This is a genomic window from Desulfobacter sp. (genome assembly GCF_050177295.1).
In genome coordinates this window covers 1-5,555 of sequence record NZ_JBFXHE010000297.1, presented here as the reverse complement: position 1 = coordinate 5,555, position 5,555 = coordinate 1, and the positions used below count along the sequence as shown (strand labels likewise).

Genomic DNA, 5,555 nt, shown 5'->3' with positions numbered 1-5,555 from the left:
CTCTTTAACAGGATGTATGAGAAAACACCCTTCCGAATCCAGAACCCATGCATATTCGACGGCCTTCTCTGGTACAATGGCATCTATAATCGGATTTAAAACAGTTATCGGATCAAAGGATCCCACCAAAACGCCTTTGATGTGGGATGTGACCGGGTCATGATTAAAAACGGGAATGGCGATCCTGATTCTTGGTTCATTTTTTTCATTGTAAATAAAACTGGAAATCGCTACTTTTCCAGTTGACAATGCTTTTTTATAATAATCCTCAGTATCATATCTTTTTCCAATCAATTTCCCGCGGAACCCGTCACTGGGATAAATAAATGTCAATATTCCCTTTGTATCTAAAAATCGTATGGAGGTCACTTTCCGCAACCCCTGATGCCGGTTATAAAACAATTCATCAAAAGGCAGAATTGAAGACAAATCCTGGCCGGCATTTGTCATGAAATAAAGATCGGAAATAAATCGGTCAAAATATTTTTCAATGGCGGAGGCCACTAATTTTGTCTCCATGAGCTGCTGAATGCCATACTGCCTGGCAGCCATGTGCCGTAATTCACGTCTGCTGTTTTTATTGATATATATCGCGATGATAGTAACTGTAACAATGGCCAGGATAATGAAGAATAAAGACAGTTTTGGAGAGATCTTCATTGCTTTTATCGGGATCACCATAATTTATTACTTCCTACCCATTTTGGCATGCGCCCAATAATATCCTGGCCTTGATCATCCTTTGGGTCAATTTTGATGATCGAATCATGAATACTTATCGAAATACCTTTAACGGCAGGGGGGTATAAATTTGAACAATGCCCCCAATTCTCAAGTGGCCGAAACGATGATCAAGGCCAATATTCTGCTCTTGCGCATGAACTCAATGACAACTAATGCAAAATTGGCGCAAAACTAATGCAAAACTAATGCAAAACTGATGCAAAACTGATGCAAAACTGATGCCTTAAAAAATCAGAATTAGAACGATATCACTATAATATAGTTACAAGAGCCAATCGGCCGTTTTCAATCATAGCATATTCCTGCACATAATGCCGGGAAAAGAAAGAAAAATTTATTTTATTATATCAAATAATTGAAGCGTATAGGAAGTTGCATTTTGTCCCCTGATATCATTATCTTGGGGTGATATCAGGGGAAATGTGTTTAATTTAACATTGAGATGCTTTGTTAGCTGTAAATGGATGTCAGGATTATTTTCAAGATGTAAATAATTTTTACCCTATTGAGCCATCAAGCGTTTCAGATGTAATAATTGGGGGTCATATTTTAAATCGCGTTATCATGCTATTAAGATTTTCAGCCAGCCTGGACAATTCCGTGGAACTGGTATTAACCTGCCGGCTGCCGGCCTTCATTTCTTCCGAAGCCTGACTGACCTGATGAATATCCTTGCTGACTTCTTCGGCCACAGCTGAGGCCTGGTTGACATTTTCGTTCACCTCCTGGACCCCGTTGCCTGCCTGGCTCACATTGTTCGTGATTTCCTGGGTCGTTGCCGTCTGTTCCTCAATGGCAACGGCAACTGAGGTGACAATGGTGTTAATCTCATTGATCACCCCGACAATTTCGTTAATAGCGGTTACGGATTCACCGGTACTTTTCTGCACCTCACCGATCCGGGCACCGATCTCATCCGTGGCCTCGGCTGTTTGCTGGGCAAGGGCTTTAATTTCTGCTGCGACTACGGCAAATCCTTTTCCGGCCTCTCCGGCCCTTGCCGCTTCAATGGTGGCGTTAAGGGCCAGAAGATTGGTCTGCTCAGAAATGTCTGCAATGGTTTCGGTTACCCTGCTGATCTGGGAAGCAGCTTTTCCCAGCGCGTTGACTTTTTCTGAAACCGCTTCTGCCTTTTTCACGGCATCCAGGGTTGTCTGGCTGCCTTTGGATGTATTGGATGCGATCTCCGAAATGGTGGAGGACATCTCTTCGGCCGCAGCAACAATCATTTGAATATTGGCAGCGGTCTGTTCAGTTGCTGCGGCCACTGAATTCATGTTTGCGGTCATCTCTTCTGCGGCAGCGGCCACACCGTTGGATTTTTCGGAAGTATCATCCGCATTGGCTGCCATTTGTTCGGAAATGGCGGACAGCTCTGTGGATGCGGCGGTCAATGTCTGAACACCGCCGGTGATCTCTTTGAGCATACCCGTCAGGTTCCCGGCCATTTCTTTCATACCGGCATAAACACCGGTCAGGTTTTTGCCATCATCCCTGAATTGGATTGTCAGATCCCCGGCGGCAATACTGTCGGCAATACCGGCAATCTCCAATGGCTCCCCGCCCAGTTGGCCCATGACGCCGTTTACAAACCAGAGAACACCCAACAAAATGACGGCAAGAAAAAAAGTTGCGATCATTAGTGAAAGATTTCTGATATGTCTGGCTGGCGCCAGAAACTCTTTTTCATTCTGGGTAACGCAGATACTCCAGCCCGTTGAGTTAACCGGGGCAAATCCGGCTATTTTGCGCACGCCTTTAAATTCATAATCGTGGACACCGGTTTTCCGGTCCAGCATTTGCCTGGCCACCTCCTTCATCCCGTTTAGTTGGGTGGCATTGGTCGTAAAAATAAGATCCGGGTTGGGGTGGGCAATGAACGTCCCTTTTGTGTCAACTAAAAACGGATAACCGGTTTTTCCCAGTTTAACCCGGGTAATGATATTGCTTAACTGATTCAGTTTGATCACCGATATCATTACGCCGGAAACTATCCCGTTCTCCTGTTTTATGGGAACCGCAACCGTCAGAACCGGATCCCCGGATGATTTTGACAAAATGGGGTCGCTTAAACTGAGCGACCCTTTTTTTGCTTCAACAAAATACTCCCGTTCCCCCAGAGTGAACCCATTTGTTTTTCCCCCAAGACTGTCGGCGATGACGGTGCCGTTTTGATCTGTAACCATTATGTTTTCATGTCCGTTTTTAACCTGGCCATGCGCATCAGCCAGAAATTTTGCCAGTGCATTCAATTCCGGTTTTACCTGGTCCGGCCCCAGGTTAAATGCCTTTGAGACGGTCTCTTTTAATATCGGCACTTGAGCCATGGACAAGGCAAAGCCTTTTTCCTGACTGATAAACTCTTCACCCAGGCAAGACAGATCTTTGGCGACCTGGACGGAGTTGGACTTGTGGCTTTGTATCAAAGCGTCAGAGGATTTGCTTACTGAAAAATAACTGCAAATAGCCAGGGGGAGCATGGAGGCTAAAAACCCTCCGATTAATAACCTTGACTTCAAAGACAACTTCATTCTGGGATTTCCTTTCCTATATTATTAAATTTTAAACTGTTTTACCATTTCATTGCCTGACTGTTCCGAAGTTTGATGCGCGTTTGACAGCATCTGGGCGGAGATGACAGAAAGCTCAGTGGAGGAAGCGGTAAGGGTCTGGGTGCCTGAAGAAATGTCCGCGAACATGGATCTCAGATTTTTGGATACATGATTCAGTGCATTGGCCAAAACGCCTATTTCATCTGCCTGATTCACCTCAAGCGCCCGGGTTAGATCTCCCTGGGACAATGCCTTTGCAAATTCGACCCCTTTTCTGACCGGACGGGTAATGCCCAATGTGATTAAACAGCCGAGTATTTTCGTTGGTAAATTTAAATCACCCAATTTCATAAAATTCTCCCGTTTAAAATTCGCTGTGGAAGCTCTATCTGTAGCAGATCTATATCAGATCTAGGGGTTAAGGGCGGCCCGGACCGCCTGTGCCAGTTCCCGGGCAATCAGCGGCTTCATTACCACGGCAAACGCACCGCTTGTTTCGGCAGCGGACTTCCCATCACTGAATCCGGTGCTTAAAATAATGGGAATGTCTCTGTGCAGTTCACGGATTTCACGGATTAACTGAATTCCGGTCATCCGGGGCATGGTCAGGTCAGACAGCACCAGATCAAAGGCCTGGGGATCCTTTTTGAAGATTTCAAGGGCCTCAAGACTGTCGGTCACGCCTGTTACCTCATATCCCAATGTCATCAGGATGAGCCGGGCGGATATAACAATATCTTCTTCATCATCCACCATGAGAATCCGGCCGGTCTCCTTTGTCAGCGGCAGCCCCGGGAAAACCGTTGATTCCTCTTTGCCGGTACGGGCCGGCAGATATATCTTAAAAACCGATCCCTTGTCCGGTTCGCTGTAAACCGAAATGCCGCCGCCCATGTCTTTGACAATACCGTGGACAATGGAAAGTCCCATACCGGTGCCTTCACCCTTGGCTTTGGTGGTAAAAAACGGTTCAAAAATCCGTTCTATCACCGGCTCTGGAATACCGCATCCGGAATCGGTGATGGACAGCTCCAGATAGTTGCCCGGATCCAGGCCCTTGATTCGCACCTCTTCCCAATTTTCAATCCGGACAGATTTAAGACCCACTTCCAGAACGCCGTTCTTCCCTTCCATGGCATGGCCCGCATTGGTGCACAGGTTCATGATGATCTGGTGGATTTGGGAGGCATCGGCCTCCACCATGATGTCGGGTGCATCCAGTTTCCGGATAATTTCAATATTTTTAGGGATGGACGCCCGGATAAAATTAAGGCATTCCTTAACCAAAGGCGTGATGGCCAAAGGTGCCCGCCGGATTTCCTGCTGCCTGCTGAATACCAGAATGTGGCGGATCAAATCCCGGGCTCTGATGCCGGCGGAAAAAATCTTGTCCAGACTCTTGATCAGCTCAGGGTCTGATTTGCACTGCAACCGGGCCAGTTCGGCAAATCCCAGAATTGAAGAGAGGATATTATTAAAATCATGGGCAATGCCGCCCGCCAGGGTGCCCACAGCCTCCATTTTCTGACTCTGCTGAAGCCGGCGCTCCATCCGCCGGCGCTGGGTGATGTCCCGGGTGACCCCAAGGATCCGGTTTGCCCTGCCGGCCTCATCCCTTAAAAAGCTGGCTTTTATTTCAGTCCAGACAAAAGATCCGTCTTTTCGCACCTGTTCCAATGCGGTTAACCAGGATCGTCTGGGATCGGCGTCAGGACCGCCTTGCTTTGTCATCTCTTCGCTGATCACGCTGATAAACCGCTCCAAATATTCCGGCGCAATAATATCTTTCAGCCCAAGCTTTTGGACCTGTTCCGGGGTGTATCCCAAAATGGTTTCCACGGACGGGCTTACATAAAGAAAATGCATATCCGGCAACCCAAGGGTCCAGATAATGTCACTGGCGTTCTCCATCAGCAAGCGGTACCGCTCCTCGCTTTGCCGCAAAGCCTCCTCCGAAGCTTTGCGCTGGATAATTTTCCACATGCCGTCCATGAGCAGGTTCATCTGCCGGATATCGGAATTATCATAGTTTTCCGCTTTGTTCCCCACCACGGCCACGGCCACAATCCTGCCGCGGTCAAAGACCGGAACATTCATGTACCTGATGATCCGGATATGTCCGGCCGGGAACTTGTTTCCTTCGGATTCCTGCTGATAATCATTAACAATTACCGTTTCGCGTTTCAGGACAGCCTGTGTCCACAATTGACTTGTCGCCTGGTGGCAACGTCCGTTATTGTCCATGACCTTACAGTCCTG

At 47.4% G+C, this 5,555-nt stretch carries 4 protein-coding genes; all 4 read right to left on the bottom strand.

Features of this window, described 5'->3' with window-relative positions; genetic code table 11:
- A partial coding sequence (locus AB7U36_RS17295; protein ID WP_428160931.1) for a cache domain-containing protein occupies positions 1 to 681 on the bottom strand: 681 nt, incomplete at its 3' end.
- A gap of 605 nt (positions 682 to 1,286) precedes the next feature.
- Positions 1,287 to 3,224 (bottom strand): methyl-accepting chemotaxis protein, encoded by a 1,938-nt coding sequence (locus AB7U36_RS17290; protein ID WP_428160930.1) that lies wholly within the window; start codon positions 3,222 to 3,224, stop codon positions 1,287 to 1,289.
- A gap of 75 nt (positions 3,225 to 3,299) precedes the next feature.
- Positions 3,300 to 3,647: a HAMP domain-containing protein gene (locus AB7U36_RS17285; protein WP_428160929.1), complete on the bottom strand. Its 348-nt coding sequence runs from the start codon at positions 3,645 to 3,647 to the stop codon at positions 3,300 to 3,302.
- 60 nt (positions 3,648 to 3,707) lie between these two features.
- The coding region (locus AB7U36_RS17280) for a hybrid sensor histidine kinase/response regulator (RefSeq protein WP_428160928.1) at positions 3,708 to 5,555 on the bottom strand (1,848 nt) is incomplete at its 5' end.